The sequence below is a fragment of the Myxococcus qinghaiensis genome, assembly GCF_024198215.1.
GTDB classification, from domain to species: Bacteria; Myxococcota; Myxococcia; order Myxococcales; family Myxococcaceae; genus Myxococcus; species Myxococcus qinghaiensis.
Genome location: NZ_JAKCFA010000002.1, coordinates 38,650 through 62,052 on the forward strand (window position 1 = coordinate 38,650; position 23,403 = coordinate 62,052).

Sequence of the window (23,403 nt, forward strand, 5' to 3'; positions counted from 1 at the left end):
CACTCGGCATGGGTGACGGGGCACGCAATGGAACGGGAGGGCAGTCAACTGGTCATGGCTCGGGCCGCAATCGCTCCCTCAGTCGCGCCGTCTTCTCCCGCGTCCAACCCTCGGGTCGCAGCAGCGCGAGCCAGCCGTCCACGTGCTCGCCCGTGTAGACGTGTCCGTAGCCCGGGGGGACCGCCATCCCGAGCGGCAGGTCGGCTGTCACCTGCCAGAACGTCACGAAGGGCAGCCACACCATCGCGCTCAAGACATCGTCGCCCCGCGGCTCTCGCAACCAGTCCGGGCGCTGCAAGAGCAGCTGCGGGCTCCACCACGTAATCGGGTCCGACGGATGGAGGAGATACAACACGCGGGAGTCGCCCCACGGCGCGGACTCCGGCGGAATCTCCTCACCCGGACGACGGCTGAAGCGCACGATGCGCCCGTCGCGGTAGATGGGCTCCACCTCCGGGCTGCCCTCATCGCGCTGGTCGGTGAACTCGCGATACAGCGTGTTGAAGTGAGGCGGGCCGACGAAGAGCGCGCCGTTCGTCCGGTTGGCCAGGTCCCGCTCGCCACTGAACGCCGTCTCGCCGCCGTACGAGCCCAGGCTCTCACCGAACACGAGCAGCTTCGGACGCTGGCCCTCGGGCAGCCGCGACCACCGCTCGTAGACGGCGTCGAAGAGCGCCCTGCCTGCCTCGCGGGCCCGCTGCTGGTCCACCAGCACGGAGAGCCACGACCACAGATGCGAGTACTGCATGGAGACGATGGCCGAGTCGCCGCCCGTCAGATACTCGAAGGCGGCCACGGACTCCGGCACCACCCAGCCGCTGCCCGTCGTCGTCACCACGAGCAGGTACTCGCGCTCGAACCCACCGGCGCGTTCCAAATCTTCGACGGCCAGCTCCGCGCGCGCCTCCGCATCCGGTGCGGACGCGTAGCCGGCATACACGCGGATGGGCTCCTTCGCGGGGGCGCCGGTGAGCGCCGACAGCTCTTCCACGGAGGGACCCCGGCCCACGAAGTTGCGTCCCTCGCGGCCCAGCGTCTCCCAGCCCACGTGCGAGCCGGGGCCACCGGAACGCAATGCGCTGCGCGGGGGATACACGCCCTCCGCGGTCGTCGTGTCCTGGAGGGCCAACGTGCGGTCCGCCAGTGAGATGAGTCCGTCCCACAACACGCCGCTGGCGAACAGGACGGTGAGCGCCGCCACCACCAGGCCGCTCGTCGCGCGCGCCGCACGCGGGCCGATGTGTCGCGCGAGCCGGGCGTCCAGGCGACGATAGAGGGCGCGCAGCCCCCGTGCCGCCGCGATGAACAGGAAGAAGAGGAGCGCCGCGACGAAGGGCGCGAACAGGTAGCCGGCGCGGCCCGGGTGGGGCATCCCCATCCGCTCGCGGATGCTCGCCTGCCAATGCCAGCCCAGCGCCAGCGCGCCGACCAGGGCCACGCCTCCCACCACGAAGTAGCCGAGCCAGGCACGTCGACTCGGGACGCGCGCGGGACGGTTGGCGAACTCGCGCCAGAGCCACGCGCCAAGCACTCCCAGCCCATAGCCGATGACCGCGCTGATGCCACTGACCAGCCCCTGGAAGGGACCGCTGCGTGGCAGCAGGGACGGGGTGAAGGAGAGGCACGCGAACACGAGCGCTACCCAGGCCCCCGGCAGCGTGTAGTGGAGCCACCGGGAGGCAGTCCGACTCCCACGCCAGACACCCCGCGCCGACGGATGCGGCGCGGCGCGATCAAGAAGGCGCTCCATGTGACCCCCCAGGGAAGGCCCTCTCGCGGACCCGCACCTCACCCGTCGTGCTGCAAGGAGGGTAGGGCGGGACGCAAGGCGCGGCGGGAGACGGCGGACGCGCGCCTGCCCGCCTGGGGTGCCCCCAGCCTGCCTCCGGCCTTTCCTCCAGCTTCCCGCCCGTCAGGCCCTCAACACGGGAGACGAACCTGTCCGCTTGTGGTAACGATATTGCGAGTCAATATCGTAGTCCTGGCTGTCGGACCGTTCCTCGGGGCGGGCCTGAAGACAGCGTGAAGAGAAGAGGAGCGCGGCGTGACGACGAGCGTGAGCGAGAAAGTGTTCCGTCGGGGACCCTTCCCCGTGAAGTTCCGACTGCTGGAGGTGCTGCGCGTTGCTCGCATCACCCCGCATGTGGTGCGCATCACCTTTGGGGGCGAGGACATCCAGGGCTTCAACAGCGAGGGTGCCGACGACCACGTGAAGCTGCTGTTCCCCGAGGAGGGGAAGCTCAAGCCGGTCATCCCCACCATGGGGCCCAACGGTCCGGTGCTGCCGCCGGGTGAGAAGAAGCCGGACTCGCGCGACTACACGCCCCGGCGCCATGACGCGGTGGCGGGCGAGCTGGACATCGACTTCGTCCTCCACGGCTCCGGGCCCGCGTCGTCCTGGGCAGCGAAGGCGAAGCCGGGGGACTTCCTCGGCGTGGGCGGCCCCAAGGGCTCGCTGTTCGTCTCCAACGACTTCGACTGGTACCTGCTCGCGGGCGACGAGACGGCCATCCCCGCCATCGGCCGCCGGCTGGAGGAGCTGCCCGCGGGGGCTCGCGCCATCGTCTTCATCGAGGTGTCGGACGCCAGCGAGGAGCAGAAGTTCGACACCAAGGCGAACGTGACGCTCACCTGGCTGCACCGCAATGGCGCGGAGGCCGGGACGACGGACTTGCTGAACCAGGCGATTCGCGGGCTCGACTTCCCGCCCGGCGACTACTTCGCCTGGGTGTCGGGTGAGTCGCTCTCCATGCGCCCCATCCGCGACCACCTGCTCAACGAGCGGGGCACGAAGAAGAGCTGGGTCCGCGTCACCGGCTACTGGAAGCGCGGCCTGTCGGACCACCACCACGACTCGCAGAACTGAGTCGTCGCCCCGGGGAGGTCGAAAGCACCTCGACCTCCCTGGGACTCGCGACGAAGGCTACGCGGGCTTCGCGAGCGAGCGCAGCACTTCGCCCGCCATCTCCACCGTGTAGTCGATCTGCTCCTCGGTGTGCGCGGCCCCGGGGAAGTTCACGTCACGACGCAGGAGGACGCCCCGGCGCGCCATGCCGCCCTGGAACGGCGTCATCAGCTTCGCGTGCTCCACCATGTCCGTGGAGTAGCGGAAGAAGGGAATCGAGTCGTAGCCGAGCACGCGCAGCGGCGAGCCCACCGCCTCCGCGTGGGCGTTGATGCCCTCGCGCAGCTTGCGGCCCAGCTTCGCCACGTGCTGGATGTGATTGCCGTTCTTGTAGAACTTCAGGACGGCTTCAGTCACGGCCAGGGTCAGCAGCTCACCGCCGAAGGTGGTGGACACCTGGAGGTCGGCCAGCTTGCTCAGGTACTTCGCCGGGCCGGAGATGGCCGACAGCGGCATGCCCGCGGCGATGCCCTTGGACATGCAGACGATGTCCGCCTGCACGCCGAAGAACTCCTGCGCGCCGCCCATGGCCAGACGGAAGCCGGTGACGACCTCGTCCATCACCAGCAGGACGCCGTTCGCCGTACACGTCGCGCGCACCTGCTTCATGAACTCGGACGTGAGCACGCGGTTGTAGGGGATGGAGAGAATCACCGCCGCCAGCTGGCTGGCCTGCTTCTCGATGGTGGACAGCAGCACCGCCTCGTCCGGAGGCGTGAAGAGCGGCAGGCGCGTCGTCAGGCCCGCGTGCGCGGCCGGGACTCCCGGTGTGTCGAACATGAAGTGGTCGTGCCAGCCGTTGTAGCCGACCGTGATGATGCGCTCCTTGCCGGTGACGTAGCGCGACAGGCGCACCGCCGCCGACGTCGCGTCCGCGCCCGTCTTGAAGAACCGCGCCTGCTCCGCGCCGGGGACCAGCTCCAGCAGCGTCTGGATGGAAGTCACTTCCACGGGCGTGGGCAGCGAGTGGAGGACGCCTTCCTCCAGGTGCTTGCGGATGGTGTCCACCACCGCGGGGTGGTTGTGGCCCAGCATGTTGGCGCCAAGGCCGCTGATGAAGTCGATGTACTCCTGACCGTCCACGTCCTCCACCAGGGCGCCCTGGCCCTTGGCGAGGAACACGGGGAAGGAGCCGGGCGCGAAGAACTCCGGCTTCTTCATCATCGACTGGGTGACGCCGGGGACCGTCTTGCGCGCCTCGGCGAGCAGCTGGTTCGAGCGCTCCAGCTTCAGCTCACCCAGGATGGGGCGAGGAAGGGAGGGGTGCTTCCTGACGGGCATGTCCATGAGGCTTCCTTTGATGTGATTCGGGGGTCGCGTACTGCGTTTCGGATTTCAGGGAAGAAGCAGGGGCTCAGGTCGTCGCGGCCTTCAGCGCCATGGCGCTTCGGCCCAACGTCCAGAGCAGGCACAGCGAGAGCGTCGTCACCGCCACGGCAATCCAGCCCACCTGCCCGAAGCCGATGAGCGCGCCCTCCGGTGACGTCGCGATGAGCAGGCCGCTCACCCAGGCGGAGAGGCCGGAGGCGCCGTCGCTCGCGGCCATGTTCACCGCGAGGAACCGGCCGCGCAGCGTGGGCGGCACGCGCGCCGTCACCAGGGCGATGGTGGGAATGGCCCGGGTGGACGTGAGCGCCATGAACATCACGAACGCGCCCATGACGACGGGCAGCGGCGAGGGCGACAGGTGCGTGAAGAGCAGATGCGGGCCCACGGTGCCCACCAGGAGCAGCGCGAGCATCCGTCCCGGGCCGAGCCGGTCCGTGAAGCGGCCCACCAGCTTCGCCGACACGAGCGTCCCCGCGCCGCCGGCCAGATACACCCACGGCAGGTCCGTCTGCGCGAGGCCCAGGTTCCCGACCATGTACGTGCCCAGGTAGGGGATGAGCAGGAAGCTGGCGAACGCCACGCTGAACGTCAAAAGCCAGCCCAGCGCGAGGCCCGGCGCGGCCAGCATCGACAGGGGATTCTTGCGCGTCTCCTCGGCGCTCCGGGAGAGGTGCTGGTCCAGCCGCGGCAACACCTTCAACAGCCCCAGCCACAGCACCCCGGCCAGCGCGCAGATGGCCCAGAACGGCGCGCGCCAGCCCAGCAGGTTCGCCAGGGCGAGCCCCAGCGGCACGCCCGCGACGGCGGACAGGCCGATGGTGGACATCACCGTGCCGATGGCGCGGCCCCGTCGCTCGGGAGGAACGACGTCCGCGATGATGGCCATGATGACCGCGCCCATCAGCCCCGCGCAGGCGCCCGCCAGTGAGCGCGCCACCAGCATCGACACGTAGCCGGTGGCCGCGCCACACGCCAACGTGGAGAGGATGAAGCCCGCGTAGATGGCGAGCAGCGTGCGCTTGCGGTCGAACCGGTCCAACCAGAACAGGCCCAGCACGCCCATGGCCGCGGAGGCCAGGGTGTACGAGGAGACCATCGCCCCGAACTGCGCCGTCGTGAGGCCGAAGCGGCGGATGAACTCCGGCCCCAGCGGCATGATGATCATGAAGTCCAGGAGGTGGCTGAACTGAACCCCGGCGAGCAGCAGGGTCAGCACTCTCTCCTGCCGAGCCTGTCGGGGCTGAGATGCGGCGTTCACGTAGGACTCCAGATATCGCGCGGCGGAGGCCGCGAGGCTCAAGGGCGGACGAACCGGACCCGAATCGGGGGCGAGGTCGCCGCGTAGGGACGACCGTCGCGGTCCAGCGCGGTGTCGAAGCGCGCCTTGCGCGCACAAGCCAGGGCCGCCTGGCCGAAGCCATGCCCCGGGTCCGACAGCAGCTCGGTCGACGTCACCTCGCCGTCGGCGTCCACGGCGACGCGCAGCACGACGAGCTGGTCGTCGATGCGCAGGGCATCGGCTTCCTTCGGCCACGGGCAGCTCCAGCTTCGTGCCGCGAGCTGGATGGAGCGCGCCCGGCTTCCACCGGTGCCCTGGCCACGCGTGTCACCCGCGGGCACGGTGTCGACCGCCGTCGCCGAGCGACCGGTGGACGCCGTCACGCCTCCCGCGTAGCGAGGCGCATCCCCGCTCGTCATCTCGAAGTCCGTGAAGTCGAGCGGCGCCGCCGGCTCCTTCGCGGCGACCACGGCTCCCGCCTGCGCGGGCTCGGCCTGCGCGGGACGTGACGACTCGTGGGGCGCGGGGCTCGGCGTCTTCACGCGCGGCGGCGGAGGGTCCGCCCTGGCGACGCGCTGGGGTGGGGGAGGCGGGGGCTCGGGCGGGAGCGGGGGAGGCTTCAGGTCCACCACATGGTCGATTTGAAGCGTCTGCTTCTTCTGCTGAGCGGGCTTGGGCGCGGGGGACTCGCCCTTGCGCCAGGCCTGGTACGCGAGCACGCCCGCGAAGCCGTGCAGCGACGCGGTGGCCACCATGGCCCAGAGCAGCCCGGTGCGCCGCCGGGGAGGCGGCGGGCCCAGGATGATGCTCGCGATGCTCGCGTCGGGGCGCGACGTGGGGTCAGGGGGTGACACGCCCATCCTCCGTCGCGGGAGTCTCGGGCGTCGCCGGCTCGGCGGGACGCACGGTGCCGAAGGCCACCTTCGTGAGCCCGGCTTCCTTCAGCTGGTCCAACACGGCGATGACCTGCCGGTGCGGCACGGCGCCATCCGCCTGGATGACCGCGCGCAGCTCGGGGTCCTTCACCAGCGCGCGCCTGGCGCTGTCTCGCAGCGCGGCCTCCGTGATTCCCTCGCCGTTCACCAGGAGCTGGCCCGCGGCGGTGATGGAGACGGCGAACACCGTCTGCACGTCCTCGCTCTGCGAGGCCTTGGGCAGGTCCAGGGGCACGGCGGGGCTGTCCACCAGCCGGGCGGTCACCATGAAGATGATGAGCAGCACCAGCATGATGTCCACGAGCGGCGTGACGTTGATGCCTTCAATCAGGCCGCCGCGGGGCTGCGTTCCGCCCGCCATGTTCAGGCGCCTCCGGTGGAGGAGCGCGCCGTCGCCCGCTCACGCGCGGAGACATAGGCCAGCACCAGGTTGGTGAGGGCCTCGGCGTCCGACAGGATGCTCGCGATGCGCCGCTGGAAGTAGTTGTAGGCGGCCACGGCGGGCAGGGCCACGCCGATGCCCACGGCCGTGGCGACCAGCGCCTCGGCGATGCTGCCCATCACCGCGTTGGAGGCGACCTGGCTCGTCTTTCCCACCACCGCGCCGGCCGTCGTCTCGCTCAGCGCCTCGAAGGCCAGGAGCACGCCGATGACGGTGCCGAACAGCCCGATGAAGGGCGCGTTGTTGCCCAGCGTGCCCAGGAAGGCCAGCCGGTTCTCCAGCGTGGAGCGCTCAATGGCGAGCGCGCTCTGCATGCCCTTCTCCGCCGCCGTCATGCCCTGCGGCGCCAGCCGGAGCCCGGCGCGGGCCACCGTGGCGCCCACGGACGTGCGCTTCTCCAGCTTGGAGATGGCGGAGGGGAAGTCGCCGCTCGCCAGCGTCTCCTCCAGCGCGCCGGACAGCTCGCGCACCAGGTCCTGCTTGCTGCGGAAGACAATCCACCGCTCGATGATGATGCCAATGCTCACCAGCGACAGGGCGAACAGCAGCCAGAGCACCCAGTTGGCGCCCCACTGCACGAAGACATCCTTGACGATTTCCACGATGTGCATGGTCGGTCTCTCAGGCGTCGTCGTGATGACCGCTCGTCATCGCCGCGTCGGGTGTTTCGGGTTGCGTTGAAGCCAGCTTCCATGACGCCGGATGCGACCTTGGCATCCGGCGCCACGGAAGAATGAATGGGACTAGCGCAGCTGCAGGAAGGAGAAGACCAGGCCCTGCGTGCTGAAGGCGACCGCGCCGTTCTGGCTGGTCAGGTCGCGGAAGTTCGTCACGGAGGAGTTGTTGGTGAACTCCGTGAAGAGCGTGCGGCTGTCCGTCACGTCATACAGGAACGTGCTGCCCGTGGATGCGGGGAGCGTGGTGATCTGCGTGGCCACGAAGGTGCTGAGGTTGAGCTGCCAGAAGCGCCACGCGGACGCGCTGGCCACGGCGCGGGGGTGCACGCCCGGAGCCACGGTGTAGGACGTCTCGTCCAGGACGCGCAGGTACGCGGTGCCGTTGGGGCCGCGCAGCAGGGAGCCCGTGGCGTTGCCGTTGGTCAGGTCGCCCAGGTCTCGGAAGAAGTCGGGGTCATAGGTCTCCGTCTGCGTGTTGAAGCGCAGCAGGCAGGGCACCGGCGTGGTCTCCGCGCCCGCCGTGCGATAGACGGCCGCGCCATACGCCTCGGTGGCCAGGTACACGAGGCCGTCCGGACCGACGACGCCGTCACGCACGTAGCCGCAGCGGTTGTCCGTCACGATCTTCGCCGTGTCCGTCGCGGTGTCCACCACGACGACGCCGGCCTGCTTGGTGATGCCGATGCCCGCGCTCGGACGCCAGCCGATGGGGATGATGATCTTGGTGCCGACGCGCACCGGCATCGTCGCGAAGGTGCTCAGCGCGCCCTCCACGGTCAGCCCGTTCAGGGTGATGGCGTTGGTGACCGTCATCGCGGTGGGGTTCCAGACGATGACCTTCCCGGAGCGGCCGTCGATGTAATAGGCCTTCGTCTCCGACACGTACTGGAACTGGTGCTGGTACTCACCGATGGAGCTGACGCCGCTTCCCTGGAAGCTGACCTCGGCGTCGCGGCCCTGCGAGTCCTTGTCCTTCTCCAGCGTGCCGTTCGCCGTCAGCTTGTAGCGGGTGACGACCGCGCCCTCGCTGCTGCTCACGTAGAGCAGGCCATTCTTCGCGATGCCGGAGCCCAGCGCGCGGCCCGGGACTTCGATGGCGTTGTCGAGGACGAGCGGCGTGGTGACGTCGACCTTGTCGGTCAGGACGATGTAGCTCTGCGACTCACCGTCGGCGCTGACCTGGGTGATGGCCGCATAGACGGGACCGTCTTCGATGTCCGGGTCCGGCGTCGGGTCCTTGTCGTCATCACCGCAGCCGGAGAACAGCGCCAGCGCCAGCGCCGCGGCGGCGATACGGGAGAAGGGGAGGAACGAACCAAGCTTCATGGGGGGATGCCTTTCGGAGACGGTGACTGCGTGTTGATGACTCAGAGCTCCGCGACCACCTTGGCGGAGACACTTCGGCCGGGACGCTGCACGCCCATGAAGTCCATGGCGGTGGCGTCGGTCAGGTTCTGCACGTCGACCGTCCAGCTGAAGGTCGCGCGCGCGGTCCGGGTGACATAGGTGAGGGCCAGCGAGTGCAGGAGCTGCGCGTCGATGTCCTGCTTCGAGGCCTGGGTGCCCAGCTTCTCCCAGCCTCGATAGAACGAGTGGATGTACCGGGTGTGCCAGGTCAGCGACAGCTCGTCGCGAGACGAGGCCACGCCGCTCAACTGGAATCGCGCGCTGCCGTTGGCCAGCAGGTGCGGCCGGTTGGGCAGGCGCTGCCCTTTGAAGATGCCGAAGGCCCCCTCACTGGAGGCGTTGCGGACGTCCTGCCAGGTGAGGTTGCCGTCCAGCGAGAAGTACTGGGCCGGAGACGTCCACCCGGCCGCGCCGGTGGCGCCCAGGCTGCGCGCCGCGAAGACGTTCTGGTACGTGAAGTAGCCCTCGCGACCCTGGGGGATGATGAGCTGGTCCGCCAGGCGCGCGAAGCCCATGACGCCGCCCCGGAACGCGCCGTGCCGCGTCTCGCGCGTGTCGAGCGTCAGCTCCAGGTTGAGGTTGTGGCTGGTCTCCGGCTCCAACTCGAGGTTCGCGTCGATGAGGATGCCATCGCCGAACAGCTCGTCGGGCCGGGGCAGGCGCGTGGCCCACTCGTAGGAGGCCTTGGCGGTGAACAGGGACGACAGCCGGTAGCGGAGCGAGTCACCGATGCCGAAGGTGAAGGTGTCCCGGTCCACGGCCATGAAGCTGTTGTCGGGCAGCAGCCGGTCCGCGCGGGCCAGCTGCACGTAGCTCTTCACGAAGGCGATGTTCTCCAGCCGCTCGTCGAGCGCGTCCAACTCGTGCTCCAGCCCGGTCACCTGGGTGTAGAGGCCACGGCGGGCGCTGAGCGGGTCCACGAGGCCCGTGGTCCGCAGGGCGCGGTCCTCACCCGTGCGCCTCACCCAGGTGGGCGCCACCGCGAGCCGCAGCATCTGGTTGGGGGTGAGGCTCCAGCCCAGGTTGATGCGCGCGAAGCCCGTGTGCTGCCCCACGTGCCGGTCGACGGCGCGGCTCTCCATCTCTCCAGCCTGCGGGAGCTCCGCGACGCAGCGGCCGAACCAGTCATAGGCGCAGCGGCCCAAATCGCTCAGCCGGGCCTGGCGGAAGACATAGCCGCCGACGGCATCGGCGATGAGGCCGTTGCCATAGGTGTGCTCGAAGCGGAGCGTGGCGCCGCCGGACCGGTTGCCCGAGTCGACCTCGCCGTAGGGCACCTTCATCGTCGTGTCGTGTTGAATCTCCTGGGTGGACGCCGAGGCGAAGCCACGCAGGATGAGGCGACGGGCCCAGGGCTTGTCCAGGACGCCGACCTCCACGCCGCCGCCGCCCGCGCGGAACGCGTCATTGAAGCGCGGCAGCCGCGCGTCGCTGAGCTGGCCCGAGCCGTTCTCCACCCGGACGTCGACGCGGTAGTCATTGGGACTGGTGTCGAAGAAGCCGCTGGCGCGGACGAACAGGCCGGAGGCGCTGGCGACGTGCTGCGCGCTCGCGGCGACGCGGTGGGTCTCGAATGAGCCAATCTCGTAGGACGCGGAGGCGCCGCTGCCCTGGAGGTTCTCCGTGGTGACGATCTGCACCGCGCCGCCCAGCGCGTCCGCGCCGAAGCGCACCGGCACCACGCCCTGGTACAGCTCCATGCGCTGCACCAGGTTGACGGGCACGTTCGCGAAGTCCGGGCCGTAACCGGCCAGCTCCAGCGGCACGCCGTCGATGAAGAAGCGGACCTGGTCATCCGCGAGTCCCACCAGCGAGAAGCGCGCCCGGCTGCCCAGGCCTCCCGCGCGGCGCACGCCGACGCCCTCGGTGCGTGCCAGCGCCTGGCCCATGTCCACGGCCTCGCGCTGCAGGTTCTCCGTCTCGATGACCTTCACCGCCTCGGCGGAGCGCCGCTTGCGGTTGGCCACGGACTCACCCTCGACGGTGACGTCGATGGCCTCCTGGCTCACGTCGACCGGCGCCGCGGTGACGACGGGCCCAGGGGGCGGAAGGGGCTGGGCGGGGGCTTCGGCCACGGGCGCGGGAGCGGGCGTCTGCGCCATGGGGGCGGGGACGACGGGCTGCGGCTCCACGGGGAGGCGGAACTCGTAGCTGTACGCGATGCGCGAGGCCACGGCGACGCCGTCACGCCGGGCGGGCTCGAAGCGGAAGCCCAGCGCCGCCTGCCTCGCCGCCTCGTCGAAGCCGTGTCCCCGCGGCTCCATGACCTCCGCCGCCGTGACGAGGCCCTGCTCATCCAGCGTCAGCTTCAGCCGCACCGTGGCCTCCAGCCGGGCCTGCTCCGCCTCGGCCGGGTAGGGCGCGTCCACGAACGTCACCAGCTTCGGCGGGATGACGGACGGCACGGGCGCCGGAGCGCTCGGCGCCGTCTCCACGGGCACCTGGGCCTCGCCCGCCACCTGGGCCCGCGCCGGAAGGGCGAACGCGAGCCACGCCACCACCGCCACGCTCCAGCGCATCCGACCCAGGACCTCTCGTTCGCATGAACGGTTGATTATGAAAATGGTTCTCATTTTCACTTTGGAGGGGCGTGTATTCCTGAAGACCCGGTGCTGTCAAGAGTTGGGGGATGACTCAGGCTGCCCGGGCGTGGGGAACCTTCAGGGCCTGGAGCTTTTCCGCGACCATGAAGGAGAGCTGGAGTGCCTGGTCCGCGTTCAGGCGAGGGTCGCAGTGGGTGTGGTAGCGGCTGTGGAGGTCGTCCTCCGTCACGGCCAGCGGGCCGCCCAGGCACTCGGTGACGTTCTGGCCGGTCATCTCCAGATGCATGCCGCCGGGGTGGACGCCCTCGGCGGCGGCGACCTCCAGGAAGGACTTCACCTCGGAGAGGATGCGGTCGAAGGAGCGCGTCTTGTAGCCGTTGCTGGCCTTGTGGGTGTTGCCGTGCATCGGGTCGATGGACCAGATGACGGGGCGGCCGTCGCGACGGGTGGCGGCCATCAGGCGCGGCAGACACTCCGCGACCTTGTCGGAGCCGAAGCGGCCGATGAGCGTGAGGCGCCCGGGGATGGCCTCCGGGTTGAGGATGTCCATCAACCGCAGCAAATCGTCGGGCTCCATGGTGGGCCCGCACTTGACGCCAATGGGGTTACGGATGCCGCGCATGAACTCCACGTGGCCGCCGTCGAGCTGGCGCGTGCGCTCGCCAATCCACAGCATGTGGGCGGACGCGTCGAACCAGTGGCCGGTGCCCGCATCCAGGCGCGTCATCGACTCCTCGAAGTTGAGGAGCAAAGCCTCGTGGCTGGTGAAGAGGTCCACGGGCGTGGGCGTGGGGGCGGCCGTGTGCTCCGGGGCCGGGTTCAGGGCGCTCATGAAGCAGAGGGACTCGAAGATGGTGTCCGCGAGCTTGCGGTACTGGTCTCCCTGCGGTGAGCCGGCGACGCCGTCGAGCGTCCACCGGTGCAGGTTGCACAGGTCCGCGTAACCGCTCTGCGAGTAGGCGCGCAGCAGGTTCAGCGTGGCGGAGGACTGGTGATAGGCCTTGAGGAGGCGCTTGGGGTCCGGCACGCGCTCGGCGGCGTCGAAGTCCATGCCGTTGATGATGTCGCCCCGGTACGCGGGGAGGGTGACGCCGTCGAGCGTCTCCACGGGGCTGGAGCGCGGCTTGGCGAACTGGCCGGCGATGCGGCCGACCTTCACCACGGGACGTCCGCCCGCGAAGGTGAGCACCACGGCCATCTGGAGGATGAGCCGGAAGGTGTCGCGGATGTTGTCGGTGGTGAACTCCTTGAAGCTCTCCGCGCAGTCGCCGCCCTGCAGCAGGATGGCCTTGCCCTGCGCCACCTGCGCGAGCGAGGCGGTGAGCCGCCGCGTCTCCGAGGCGTGGACCAGCGGAGGCAGCCGCGACAGCTCCTCCTCCACTCGGTGAAGGGCGCGCATGTCCGGATAGTCATCCGGGATGTACTTCACGGGCTTCTCCCGCCAGGTGCGGGGGTTCCAGAGTCGGTTCATCACGAGAGGGCCGTTTCCTTGAGGGAGCCGGGTGCCGCGGGCAGCAGGCCACGCGTGACGCACCAGGCGAGGTAGCGGAAGAAGAGGTCGCGATCCGCCGGAGGGCAGGTGATGCCAGTGCCCTCCAGGGCTTCATGCAACCGCTGACAGCGAATGGGGCCCAGGCCGAACGCGGGCGCCGAGTCACCGGAGCGCAGGTCGAAGAAGGCCAGGGTGGTGGTGTTGTCCGCGGTGCCGGCGCGCTCCGCGACTCGGGCGCGCCAGGCGGGGACGGGGAGCAGGTCCACGGGGTAGCCGTACTCGCCCACCCAGCGGAACAGCTCCGGCAGTCGCACGTCGGGCACGGGCGTCACGTTGAACACCGTGCCGGGCGTGGCGACGCGGGTGAGCTTGACGATGGCGCTCGCCACGTAGTCCACGGGGGTCCAGGTCTCTCCCACGTCGAGCAGCGGGAGCGAGCCGGAGGGAATGCCCGCGAGGAGGATGCGCCAGACCAGGTCTTGAGGATTGACGATGGCGGTGTCCGTCGCGCCGACGACGCGGCCCAGCCGGTAGACGGCGACGGGGAGGCCGCGCTCGGAGGCGTGCTGCACCAGCCGCTCCGCGACCCACTTGCTCTGCTGGTAGCCGTCGCGCAGTCCGGCGTGCGCCGGCACGAAGTCCTCGGGCACCTCCGGGCTCACGTTGGCCTGGGGCGCCACGGCCAGCGTGGACACGTAGTGGAAGGGCTTGAGGCGCACGGCGGCGGCCAGGCGCAACAGCTCGCGCGTGCCCTTGACGTTGACGGCCTGGACGCTGCCGTACTCGCGCACCACGCTCACCACGGCGGCGTTGTGCAGGATGACGTCGCACTCCGCGGCCAGGCCGTGGAAGCGCGCGCTGTCCAGCCCGAGCATCGGCTGGGTGAGGTCCGACGGCAGCGCGAGCACCCGCTCGGAGAGGCCCGAGGTCGGAAGCTGCTGGGACGTCAGCGCGGCGCGGATGCGCTCCATCGCCTGGGACTCGTCGCTGGCGCGCACGAGACAGACGACGCGGGCGCGCGTCTGGCGCAGGAGCTGGTGGAGCAGGTGCGCGCCGACGAAGCCGGTGGCGCCCGTGAGCAGCACCTGGCGGGCTTCAGGGAAGCGCGTCTCGAAGCTGCCGCCCACGCCCTGGGGCGCGGCGGTGCTCGGACGGGGGACGATGTCCTCGGACAGCTCCGCGTCGGCGAGCATCGTGGTGCTCGGGCCGCTGGCTTCGGTGCTGGGGGGCTCGCCGTGCTCCAGCGCCTGGGCCAGCGCGGCGGCCGTCGGGTAGCGGAACACCGTGGCGACGGGGACCTCCCGGCCCAGGGCGATGCCGAGGCGGTTGGCCACCTGGATGCTCTGGAGGGACTGGCCCCCGCGGTCGAAGAAGTCGTCCTGCGCGGTGAGGCCCGTGGCGCCGAGGACCTCCTCCCAGATGCCGAGCACCACGCGCTCCAGCTCCGTGGTGGCCTGCGCCACGGAGGAGGAGGCGTCGGTGGTGACGGCCTTGCGCAGCTCCGCGCGGTCGATCTTCCCCGTGCTGGTGCGAGGCAGTCGTTCGGCGAACACGATGGCGCCCGGCACCATGGGCGCGGGCAGGTTCGCGAGCAGGTGCTTGCGCAGGTCGGCGGCGGAAGGCGCGGGGGCCTCCGCGACGATGTGCGCGCAGAGCCGGCGGGCGCCGCCGGGAAGCACCTGTCCCACCACCGCGGCCTCACGCACTCCGGGGTGGCCGAGCAGCACCGTCTCCACCTCGGCCGGGTCGATACGGTGTCCGCTGATCTTCAGCTCGTCGTCCACGCGACCGACGAACACGAACTGGCCGTCCTCTCGCATCCGGACCTTGTCGCCGGTGCGGTAGGCGCGGGGCTGGCCGGGCAGCGCGGCCAGGGAGATGAAACGAGCCTTGTCCAGCTCCGGACGGCCCAGATAGCCCCGCGCGAGCGCGCCGCCCAGCAGGCACAGCTCGCCCTCGGAGCCTCGCGCCACGAGCCGGCCCTGCGCATCGACGACCGCCGCGCGGACGCCCGGCAGCGGGACGCCGATGGGAACCTCGTCACGCTCGGACTCCGGCCCTCCGGCGTCCGTGAGTGACGCCACGGTCGCCACCACCGTGGCCTCCGTGGGGCCGTAGGTGTTGAGCAGCTGCACGCTCGGACCGACGGTGGCGCGCCAGCGGGCGACTCGCTCCGGCAGGGCCGCCTCGCCGCCGATGATGACGGTGCGCAGGGAGGACGGCAGCCGCGCCGCGCCCGTGGACACGGCGTAGGCCAGCTCGTGCCAGAACGCGGTGGGCAGGTCGAGGAGGGTGATGCCCAGGGCCGCGCAGGACTCGAGCAGTCGGGGCACGGACTGGAGCATCTCGTCGGTGCGCAGCACCAGTCGCGCGCCCGACGTCAGCGCCAGGAAGACCTCCTCCACGCTCGCGTCGAAGTGCAGCGGCGCGAACTGGAGGATGCGGTCCTCTCGGGTGATGGCGTAGCGGTGCGTCGCGCCCGCGACGAAGTGCGCCAGCGACTCGTGAGGAATCTGGACGCCGTTGGGCTGGCCCGTCGAACCGGACGTGTAGATGACGTATGCGAGCCGCGCGCTTTCGGAGCGGGGCGCACTGGTCTCGGCCGCCGCGACGTCGCGCTTCAGGACGGTCAACTGGCCGGCCGCGCGGGGATAGGCGTCCGTGGCGGAGAGGGACTCCGACGGGAGGACCATCAGCGCGGGCGCGGCGTCCTCCAGGATGGCGGCGGTGCGGGAGGCGGGGCCGTTGGGGTCCAGCGGGAGATAGCCCGCGCCCGCGCGCAGGATGCCCAGCGACGCGACGATGGCGTCGAGCCCACGCGGCACCTTCACCGCCACGGGCGTGTCGGTCTCGACGCCTTCGGCGACGAGGCGCTCCGCGAGTGAGCCAGCGGACCGCCACAGCTCGCCGTAGGTCAGGCGGTGCTCGCCATGCTCCACGGCGATGACGTCGGGCTGCTCACGGACCTGTCGCTCAATCAACTCCAGGACGGGCGTGGCGGACGTGGGAAGTGGACCGCCATCCAGCACGGAGGCGTTGTCCCCGGAGGCACTGGCCTGCTCACGCACGGCCTGCTCGGGCGCGCCGAGCCACGTGTCCAGGTGCTGGAGGAACTCGCGCTGGTGGGAGTCCACGGCGCCCTCGTCGTAGCAGACGGGGTTCGCGTCGAAGTCGACGCGCAGACCGCCGCCGTCCGAGCGCGCGTACATGCCGATGGAGAGGTCCTCGACGGGGCCGGCGGAGATGTTGTGGGCGATGCCGGGCAGACCCGCGAAGCGCACGCCGTAGTCGAACGGCATGATGTTGACCACGGGGCCGAACAGCTTGCGCTGCCCACCCACGCGGCGCAGGTCGCGGCGGAGCTGCTCGTAGCGGTAGCGCAGGTGCGGCCTGGAGGCGCGCATCTCCGCGGAGACATGGCGAGCCAGCGAGGCCAGGGTGGCCCCGGGAGAGACGGGCACGCGCAGCGGCACGATGTTCATGGCCATGCACGGCACGCGCAGTGCCGCCGAGCCCAGGCGCGTCATCACCGGGAGGCCGAGGACGACTTCCGGCGCCCCCGTGCGCAGGTGCAGCCACGCCGCCGCCGCCGCGAGCACCAGGTCCGGCCACGTCACCCCGATTTGCTTCGCCACGGCCTGCATCCGCTCCACGTCCGTGCCCGCGAGCATCCGGGTGGAGCGGACGAACGACGCGGACATGGGCGCGGGCGGGGCCAGCGTCACGGGCAGCGGCGCGTCGGTGAGGCGACCCACCCAGAAGTCACGGTCCTTCTCGAACTGGGGGCCCGCGCGATAGGCCGCGTCCTCGTCCAGCACGGGGCGCAGCGGCCCGAAGCCCGCGGGCGCGGCCTTGCCCGTCACGAGGGAGGTGTAGAGGTCCGCCACGCGCCGGGTGAGCAGCGAGAAGCCGTACCCGTCCATGGCGATGTGGTGCACGCGCTGGAACCAGAAGTACCGCTCCGCTCCGGCCTTGAAGAGCACCTGCGCGAAGAGCGGGCCTCGGGTGAGGTCCACCGTGCGCTTCAGGTCCTCCTTCATCCACGCCTGGGCCGCGGCCCACGGGTCCGTGGCGGTGGAGACGTCCACGTGCTGGAGCGCCCACTCCACGCGGGGATTCACTTGCTGCGAGGGGCCTTCCGGCGTGGACTCGAAGCGCGCGTGGAGGGCCTCCGCCTCGTCGACCGTCTGACGGACGGCGGCCTCGAAGTGCTCGGGGACGATGGCGCCACGAAGCTCGATGCACTCACCTGCGTTGTAGATGGCACTCGCGAGGTCGAGCTGTTGACCGACCCAGATTCCGTGCTGCGCCGCGGAGAGCGGCCAGCGTGCGTCGTGTGATTCGGGCATCGCAGGTCCTTCGTGAGGGGGCATCGAACCGGAGCGAGGTGGGGGCGCCTCGCTCCGAGGGCAGCGCTCAGCGCTGGAGGGCCGCGTGGACGGGGTTCGCGTCCGGCGGAGGAAGGGGCATGGCGCGCAGCAGCGCGTACCACTCCGTGAGGGTCGGCCGCTCCGCCAGCTCCACGAAGGTGACCTCGGCGCCCGCGCTCCGCCAGCGCTCCACCAGGCTCATCAGCCGGATGGAGTCGAGGCCCAGCTCGAGCAGGTTCGCGTCCTCGTTGAGCTCCAGCACGGACTGCTGCATCAGCTCCGCGACATCCGCGCGCACCTGGTGCTGGCTCAGGCCGGGAGCGCCCTTGACGGCGGGCACGCCCAGCGAGTCGATGACCTGCTGCGTGGTGGTGGTGACGGCGCACAGCTGCGACGCGTAGCTGAGCGCGAGCTGGTGGTGCGCCAGGGAGAAGTCGCCCAGCGCATCCGCGACGAGGAAGGGCTGGATGTTGCTCATGAAGCCATCGCTGGCCGTCTGCAGGCAGCCGATGTGCGCATAGATGCCGCAGATGATGAGCTGGTCCTTGCCGCGCGCGCGCATCACCTCCATCAGGTCCGTGCGACGGAACGCGCTGTAGGTCCACTTGGTGAGCTGGATGTCACCTTCGCCGGGCGTGAGCGCGTCGATGATCTGCTTCTGGAGCGGACCGCCGTTGATGCCGCCGCCCCAGAAGTCGAGCAGCAGGCCGCGCTGCTCCGGCGTCTGGCCGCCCGGCTGCGCGGAGTAGACGATGGGGATTCCCAGCGAGAGGCAGTGCGCGCGCAGGCGCTGGATGTTGGGGACCAGCTCCTTCACGGGGGACTGGCCAGGGGTGAACGCGTCCACGAAGTAGCGCTGCATGTCGTGGATGAGCATCACGGCCCGCTTGGGGTCGGGCGTCCACGCGACCTTGTTCTTCGGCAGGTCGGCGGCACCGGGCATCGCGTAGGGGGTGATGGCGGGGAGCGCCATGAGGGGGTCCTTTTCTGGAGCGAAGGAGAGGGGGGAGGGTGCGTGTCAGCGGGGAGCGGTGGGGCGGCTCAGCGTCTCGCGGAGCGCCTTCTTGCTGACCTTGCCGACGCCCGTCTTGGGGAACGTCTCGACGAACTCGACCCGGTCCGGAATCTTGAAGGCCGCCAGGCCCCGCTCCCGCAGGAACGAGGTCAGCGACGTGGCGGCGGGAGGCGTGCCCCGGGGGATGACGAACGCGCAGGTGCGCTCGCCCAGGAAGGCGTCCGGCATGGAGACGACGGCGGCGTCGTGGACCTCCGGGTGAGCCAGGAGGTGGTTCTCCACTTCCTCGGCCGCGACCTTGTCGCCGCCCCGGTTGATCTGATCCTTCGCCCGGCCCTCCACCACGAGGTAGCCGTCCGCGGTCATCCGCACCAGGTCTCCGGTGCAGTAGAAGCCGTCCGAGGTGAAGGCCCGCGCGTTGTGCGCCTCCGCCTTGTAGTAGCCGCGGATGGTGTACGGCCCGCGCGTGAGCAGCTGGCCCGTCTCGCCCGTCGCCACGTCGTGGCCGTCCTCGTCGACGATGCGAAGCTCGTCGTCGGCGCTGATGGGGCGGCCCTGGGTGTTGACGATGCGCTCCTCGGAGTCGTCCAGGCGCGTGTAGTTGACCAGGCCCTCGGCCATGCCGAAGACCTGCTGCACGGTGCAGCCCAGCGTGGGCTTCACGCGCGCGGCGGCCTCCGCGCTGAACCTGGCGCCGCCCACCTGGAGCACTCGCAGGCTGGACAGGTCATGTCGGCGCGCCTTGGCCGCGTCCATCCACACCATGGCCAGGGGCGGCACCAGCGCGGTGATGGTGACCTTCTCCTGCTCGATGAGCGGGAAGGCCGCGTCGGGGCTCGGGTGCAGGGCCAGCACGGAGGCGCCGCCCGCGTAGAACGTACCGAACACGCCCGGCGAGCTCATGGGGAAGTTGTGCGCCGCGGGCAGCGCGCACAGGTACACGCTCGACGTGTCCAGCTGGCAGATCTCCGCGCTGGCGCGCAGGCTGTACAGGTAGTCATCGTGCGTGCGGGGAATCAGCTTGGGCACGCCCGTGCTGCCACCGGAGAGCTGGAAGAACGCGACGTCGTCCGGACGCGGCTCCGTCAGCGCCACGGGCTGGGCGGCGTACAGGCTCTCCAGCGAGGTGAAGGGCCCCGCGTCGCCCACGACGATGACGTGCTGGAGCGACGGCGTCTTCGCCTTCACGCTGGCGGCGAGGGTGCGGTAGTCGAAGCCGCCATGACGGTCGGCGATGACGTAGGCGACCGCCTCGGTGAACTCGCAGAAGTAGCCAATCTCAGAAGCGCGGTGCGCGGGCAGCGCGAAGACGGGCAGGGCCCCCAGGCGGAAGAGGGCGAAGCACACCTCGTGGAACGCGCCGATGTTGGGCAGCTGCACCACCACGCGGTCCTGGGACTTGATGCCCAGGCCCTTGAGACCCGCGGCCAGCCGGTCCACGCGCGCGTCCAGCTCGCGGTACGTCCAGCGCTCCTTGCCGGACACCAGCGCCGTGCGCTCGCCATGGCGCTCGGCGCGCTCGCGCAGCATCTTCCCGAAGGTCTCTCCCTTCCAGTAGCCCGCGCGGCGGTAGCGCTCCGCGTAATCCTGGGGCCACGTGGGGCAGCCCGGCAGCCGCGAGTCACCCTGGCTCACGGCTTCACCTCGACGCCCTGGCTCAGCCCCATGGCGACCAGCATCGTGCGGAACTTCGCCTCGGTCTCCGCCAGCTCCGACTCCGGCTTGGAGCCCACGACGATGCCCGCGCCCGCGAACAGCCGCAGCGAGTTCTCGTCGGCCTCCGCGCAGCGGATGGTCACCGCCCACTGGCCGTCACCATTCACGTCGCACCAGCCCACGGTGCCCGTGTAGTAGCCGCGCTCGAAGGGCTCGATGTGGCCGATGGCCGCGTGCGCCAGCTCCGTCGGGTAGCCACAGACAGCCGGGGTGGGGTGGAGCGCGACGGCGAGCGTCAGCGACGTGATGGACGGGTCCGCCAGCTCACCGACGATGCGGCTGGACAGGTGCCACATCGTCTGCGTGCTGACGAGCGACGGCTTCGCGGGCACGTCCAGCGTCTTGCAGAACGGCCGCATCGCCTCCGCCACCGCGTCGATGACCACCGCGTGCTCGTGCAGATCCTTGGGGGACTGGAGCAGTCCCGCCGCGCGGGCCTGGTCCTCCACCGGGTCCATGCTGCGCGGAATCGAGCCCGCCAGCGGGTTGGCCAGCACCTGCATCCCGGAGCGGGACACCAGCAGCTCCGGGCTCGCGCCAATCAGCGTGCGCCGGCCCTCGCCAGGCACCATCCCCGGCCGCGTGGGCAGGTCCGCCGCGAAGGTGTAGCCGGACGGGTTGCGCCTGGCCAGGTTGTGCAGGAGCCGCTGCAGGTCGATGGGCGTGGTGGCGCTCAGGTGCAGCGAGCGCGACAGCACGACCTTGCGCAAGGGGCCGCTCTCCATCAGCTTCAGCGCCTGCGCCACGCCGTCCAGGTACGCGGCCGGCTCCGGCACGGGTTGCACGGTGTAGCGCGTGGGCACGCCCTGGAACGGCATCGCCACGTCGTCGAACACCAGCGGGCCCGCGCGCTGGATGGTCATCGGCACCACGAGCTGCGCGGGGACGCTCCCGTCGAAGGGCACCGCGCCCACCGCCACTGGGATGTCATGGTCCGCCTGCCGCGCCTCGCTGAGCACCGCCGCCACGCGCTCGGGCAGCCGCTCCAACGAGCTGGCCCCGCCCACGTGCGGCACCGTCGCGAAGGTGCCCTGCGCCAGCAAGGTGCGGCGAGGCGAGGCGAAGAAGAATGAGGAGCCCGCTTCGTAGCTCTCGAGCAACTGCGCGGCCAGCTTCTGGGGTGCCACTGCGCGTTCGGTCGTCTTCACGGCCAACCTCCTGTTCCGAGCGCCCATCCCGCAGCGCGGGCATCGCCTCGGAGCGAACTTGTCACTTTAATATCGATCCTGATAATCATTCTCAACTTTGGCCCACTCGAATCCACCGGGCTGCGGGTGGGGGAGGGGGTTGCGGTGTCAGACGCCCAGCGTGGCGCCGCCGTCGACACAGAGGTCATGCATGGTGATGTGGCGGGCGCGGTCCGAGGCGAGGAACTGCACCGCCTCCGCGATGTCGCGAGGCGAGGCGATGCGCCGCAGGGGGATGCCCACGCGGAACGTCTCCGAGGCGCCGGCGATGACGGCCTGGGCGCCGTGCTCGTCCTTCCACATGCCGCGCTGCATGGCGGTGTCGGTGGAGCCCGGCGACACCACGTTGCAGCGGATGCCGTACTCGGCCAGCTCCAGCCCCAGGCACTTGGTGAACATGGTGGAGGCGGCCTTGGATGCGGCATACGCGGCCATCTGCATGCGAGGCGTCCCCGCGGCGTTGGAGCCCACGGTGACGATGACGCCCGCGCGGCGCGGCACCATGCGCCGGGCCACCGCGCGCGAAACATGGAACACACCGTTCGTGTTCACCCCGAAGGTCGTCGCCCAGTCCTCGTCGCTCAAGGACACGACGGGAGACATCCGCAACACGCCCGCCACGTTGACCAGCGTGTGGATGGGACCCAGCTCCCGCTCGATTCGCTCGACGACGGTCTCCACCGCGGCGCCGTCACTCACGCTGACCGGCCAGGCCGTGGCCTTCTGGCCCTTGCCGCGCAGCTCCGCCACCAGCGACAGGAGCCCCTCCGCGTTCGTGTCGAGCGCGGCGATAATGGCCTCGGAAGCCAACACCCGCGCGACCTCGGCGCCGATGCCTTGCGCGGCACCCGTCACCAGTGCCACTCGCGGTGTGTCTCCCATCAGGCCCTTCGCTTTCTGGAACCCGGGGGGCCCCGGGGAAAGAGGAATAATGAGAATGATTCTCATTATTGGGCGACTAGTGCCATGCTCGACCGGTCGTGTCAAGAGTGGTGAGACCCGGGGGCGAAGGCGTCGAGATGTTTCCAACCCAAAGGAGATGCAAGGGATTGCTGTCCTATGAGGGCGGGAGAATCACCCTGGTCCATCCGGACCACCTGGGGCGGGAAACCCCTTGGCGGTGCTGGGCATCCGCGGTGTGAACGCGTTCACTGAGTCACGGATTGAGGGCGTCTGCGTTTGTCATGCATCGCCACCGAGGGGGGCAGCATGGCGCGACTGGCTTCTCCACATCCGTTTTCGACCCTGGAAGTCCAACCTGACGCGTCTGGGGAATTCAGGGAATCGCCTGTGCGCGTGGGGGCGACCATCCCCGCGCCGGAGGCGTCCCCCGTCGGCGCCGCTCCACTCCCCGTGTGGACGCGGTTCCTGCCCGCGGGCCGCGTGGTGGTGCGCGAAGGAGACGCGGGCTCGTCCATGTTCGTCATCCTGGAAGGCAAGGTGGGGGTGTACCGCGAGGCGGGTCCTCGCGAGGGGCGCCAGGTGGGGCAACTGGCGGGAGGAGGCTTCTTCGGGGAGCTGGCGCTGCTGACGAACTGCCCGCGGACGGCGAGCGTCGTCACGCTGGAGCGCACGGTGCTGCGGGAGCTGTCGCGCACGGGCCTGACGCTGATGGGCGCGCGGCACGGGCTGGTGGCGCCGGTGGTGGCCATGCGGTGTCGGGAGCGGCTGCTCGCGGATGCGCTGAGTGGCAGCGCGCTCTTGAACGAGCTGTCGCCGGAGCTGTGGACGCAGTTGGGGAGCGCGCTCGAGCCCTGCTCGGTGGAGGCCGGCGAGCAGCTGCTCACCTACGGCAGTCCGGGCGAGGCGCTCTACATCCTGCTGCGAGGCCGCTGCGGCGTCTTCCACACGCACGCGGGCGGACGCACCACGTCGTATCCGGACATGGTGGAAGGGGACGTCTTCGGTGAGGTGTCCCTGCTGCGAGGGCGCCGCGCCACCGCGACGGTGAGGACGCTGACGCCCTGCACGCTGCTGCGGTTGGACCGGGAGGTGTTCCGCAAGCACTTCTGGGGGCAGGCGGAGATGCGCCGCGCGCTGGTGAGGCTGGGGATGCAGCGCATGCACCGGACGATGGAGGTCATCACCCAGCCGGTGGACTGAGGG

16 protein-coding genes are annotated in these 23,403 nt (G+C 70.4%); 2 read left to right on the top strand and 14 right to left on the bottom strand.

Going from position 1 to position 23,403, the window contains the following annotated elements:
* Positions 1-52: 52 nt before the first annotated feature.
* Positions 53-1,750, bottom strand: a complete 1,698-nt coding sequence (locus LZ199_RS02875; protein WP_253992093.1) for an alpha/beta hydrolase — start codon at positions 1,748-1,750, stop codon at positions 53-55.
* Between the two features lie 294 nt (positions 1,751-2,044).
* Here LZ199_RS02875 and LZ199_RS02880 point away from each other — a divergent pair, with 294 nt between their 5' ends.
* Positions 2,045-2,866: a siderophore-interacting protein gene (locus LZ199_RS02880; RefSeq protein ID WP_253992094.1), complete on the top strand. Its 822-nt coding sequence runs from the start codon at positions 2,045-2,047 to the stop codon at positions 2,864-2,866.
* Positions 2,867-2,923: 57 nt separating this feature from the next.
* Here the strand turns inward: LZ199_RS02880 and mxcL are convergent, their stop codons facing one another.
* The 13 genes from mxcL to LZ199_RS02945 form a co-directional block, all read right to left on the bottom strand.
* On the bottom strand, positions 2,924-4,192 hold the full coding sequence (gene mxcL, locus LZ199_RS02885) for a myxochelin B biosynthesis transaminase MxcL (protein ID WP_253992095.1): 1,269 nt from the start codon (positions 4,190-4,192) through the stop codon (positions 2,924-2,926).
* A gap of 67 nt (positions 4,193-4,259) precedes the next feature.
* Complete coding sequence (gene mxcK, locus LZ199_RS02890; RefSeq protein WP_253992096.1) at positions 4,260-5,492, bottom strand: myxochelin export MFS transporter MxcK; 1,233 nt, start codon at positions 5,490-5,492, stop codon at positions 4,260-4,262.
* Positions 5,493-5,530: 38 nt separating this feature from the next.
* The gene (locus tag LZ199_RS02895; RefSeq protein WP_253992097.1) at positions 5,531-6,367 is read right to left on the bottom strand and encodes a TonB family protein; all 837 of its coding nucleotides are present in this window, start codon (positions 6,365-6,367) and stop codon (positions 5,531-5,533) included.
* Positions 6,354-6,809, bottom strand: a complete 456-nt coding sequence (locus LZ199_RS02900) for an ExbD/TolR family protein (RefSeq protein ID WP_253992098.1) — start codon at positions 6,807-6,809, stop codon at positions 6,354-6,356. The genes LZ199_RS02895 and LZ199_RS02900 overlap by 14 nt, the downstream gene beginning before the upstream one ends.
* A gap of 2 nt (positions 6,810-6,811) precedes the next feature.
* Positions 6,812-7,501 (bottom strand): MotA/TolQ/ExbB proton channel family protein, encoded by a 690-nt coding sequence (locus LZ199_RS02905; RefSeq protein WP_253992099.1) that lies wholly within the window; start codon positions 7,499-7,501, stop codon positions 6,812-6,814.
* Between the two features lie 132 nt (positions 7,502-7,633).
* Positions 7,634-8,893 (bottom strand): hypothetical protein, encoded by a 1,260-nt coding sequence (locus LZ199_RS02910; RefSeq protein WP_253992100.1) that lies wholly within the window; start codon positions 8,891-8,893, stop codon positions 7,634-7,636.
* A 41-nt stretch (positions 8,894-8,934) separates the two neighbouring features.
* A complete protein-coding gene (gene mxcH / locus LZ199_RS02915; RefSeq protein WP_253992101.1) occupies positions 8,935-11,493 on the bottom strand; it encodes a TonB-dependent siderophore myxochelin receptor MxcH in 2,559 nt (852 codons plus the stop codon).
* Positions 11,494-11,608: 115 nt separating this feature from the next.
* Positions 11,609-12,991: a class II 3-deoxy-7-phosphoheptulonate synthase gene (locus LZ199_RS02920; protein WP_253992102.1), complete on the bottom strand. Its 1,383-nt coding sequence runs from the start codon at positions 12,989-12,991 to the stop codon at positions 11,609-11,611.
* Positions 12,988-17,358, bottom strand: coding sequence for a myxochelin non-ribosomal peptide synthetase MxcG (gene mxcG / locus LZ199_RS02925; RefSeq protein ID WP_253992103.1), 4,371 nt, complete (start codon positions 17,356-17,358; stop codon positions 12,988-12,990). Before mxcG ends, LZ199_RS02920 begins: the two co-directional genes overlap by 4 nt.
* A gap of 67 nt (positions 17,359-17,425) precedes the next feature.
* Entirely contained in the window at positions 17,426-18,352 is a 927-nt protein-coding gene (locus tag LZ199_RS02930; protein WP_253992104.1) for an isochorismatase family protein, read from the bottom strand.
* A gap of 45 nt (positions 18,353-18,397) precedes the next feature.
* Positions 18,398-20,029 carry a (2,3-dihydroxybenzoyl)adenylate synthase gene (locus tag LZ199_RS02935; protein ID WP_253992105.1) on the bottom strand — a complete coding sequence of 544 codons (1,632 nt, stop codon included), beginning with the start codon at positions 20,027-20,029 and terminating at the stop codon, positions 18,398-18,400.
* Positions 20,026-21,258 (bottom strand): isochorismate synthase DhbC, encoded by a 1,233-nt coding sequence (dhbC, locus tag LZ199_RS02940; protein WP_253992106.1) that lies wholly within the window; start codon positions 21,256-21,258, stop codon positions 20,026-20,028. Before dhbC ends, LZ199_RS02935 begins: the two co-directional genes overlap by 4 nt.
* Positions 21,259-21,405: 147 nt before the next feature.
* Positions 21,406-22,179 (bottom strand): 2,3-dihydro-2,3-dihydroxybenzoate dehydrogenase, encoded by a 774-nt coding sequence (locus LZ199_RS02945; protein WP_253992107.1) that lies wholly within the window; start codon positions 22,177-22,179, stop codon positions 21,406-21,408.
* Positions 22,180-22,593: 414 nt separating this feature from the next.
* On the opposite strand from LZ199_RS02945, the gene LZ199_RS02950 reads away from it, so the two are divergent.
* Positions 22,594-23,400 carry a cyclic nucleotide-binding domain-containing protein gene (locus LZ199_RS02950; RefSeq protein WP_253992108.1) on the top strand — a complete coding sequence of 269 codons (807 nt, stop codon included), beginning with the start codon at positions 22,594-22,596 and terminating at the stop codon, positions 23,398-23,400.
* Positions 23,401-23,403 lie beyond the last annotated feature (3 nt).

What these genes read in the sequence shown, in the direction of transcription:
- LZ199_RS02875 (WP_253992093.1), bottom strand. Translation starts at nt 1,750, where the DNA reads ATGGAGCGCCTTCTTGATCGCGCCGCGCCGCATCCGTCGGCGCGGGGT.
- mxcL (WP_253992095.1), bottom strand. Translation starts at nt 4,192, where the DNA reads ATGGACATGCCCGTCAGGAAGCACCCCTCCCTTCCTCGCCCCATCCTG.
- LZ199_RS02900 (WP_253992098.1), bottom strand. Translation starts at nt 6,809, where the DNA reads ATGGCGGGCGGAACGCAGCCCCGCGGCGGCCTGATTGAAGGCATCAAC.
- LZ199_RS02905 (WP_253992099.1), bottom strand. Translation starts at nt 7,501, where the DNA reads ATGCACATCGTGGAAATCGTCAAGGATGTCTTCGTGCAGTGGGGCGCC.
- LZ199_RS02910 (WP_253992100.1), bottom strand. Translation starts at nt 8,893, where the DNA reads ATGAAGCTTGGTTCGTTCCTCCCCTTCTCCCGTATCGCCGCCGCGGCG.
- mxcH (WP_253992101.1), bottom strand. Translation starts at nt 11,493, where the DNA reads ATGCGCTGGAGCGTGGCGGTGGTGGCGTGGCTCGCGTTCGCCCTTCCG.
- mxcG (WP_253992103.1), bottom strand. Translation starts at nt 17,358, where the DNA reads ATGCCCGAATCACACGACGCACGCTGGCCGCTCTCCGCGGCGCAGCAC.
- LZ199_RS02930 (WP_253992104.1), bottom strand. Translation starts at nt 18,352, where the DNA reads ATGGCGCTCCCCGCCATCACCCCCTACGCGATGCCCGGTGCCGCCGAC.
- LZ199_RS02945 (WP_253992107.1), bottom strand. Translation starts at nt 22,179, where the DNA reads ATGGGAGACACACCGCGAGTGGCACTGGTGACGGGTGCCGCGCAAGGC.